This window comes from Heyndrickxia coagulans DSM 1 = ATCC 7050 (genome assembly GCF_000290615.1).
Taxonomy (GTDB): Bacteria; Bacillota; Bacilli; order Bacillales; family Bacillaceae_C; genus Weizmannia; species Weizmannia coagulans.
This window is the reverse complement of the sequence record NZ_ALAS01000037.1, coordinates 1-355: the sequence shown is the minus strand read 5'-3', so window position 1 is coordinate 355 and position 355 is coordinate 1. Positions and strand designations below refer to the sequence as shown.

At 40.8% G+C, this 355-nt stretch carries 1 protein-coding gene; it reads right to left on the bottom strand.

Annotated elements, in window-relative coordinates; all coding sequences use genetic code 11:
• Nucleotides 1-121: 121 nt before the first annotated feature.
• Nucleotides 122-355 (bottom strand): transposase (locus tag IC21_RS01310; protein ID WP_035180305.1); only part of this gene is annotated, 234 nt, incomplete at its 5' end.

Below are 355 nucleotides of genomic sequence, written 5' to 3'. Positions count from 1 at the left end.
TTTTTTTGTTTGGATTGATAGTAGGTACTTCTCGGCACGCCAAGGACCGTACACATGGTTTTAAGGTCATAATGGTGTTTGGCTCTTATCTCGTCAATCATGGATATAACAGTGGTTTGATCTACTTCTTTGCGAATATGGCCATAGCTTTTTTTAAGATTTCGTTTTCCTCTTTCAGCCGGTGCAATTCTTTTTGCAGGTTCAGAAATTCTTCCGGGGTAAAAGAGCTCCCGTCATCCAGCTTAACCGGTTTTTGTTTTCTGATCCATTTGTAGATTGTCGTTTCAGACAGGCCATATTCGCTGCAGATCTGTTTTACTGGTGTTCCAGTTTGATAAAGCTCAACCACCATTTC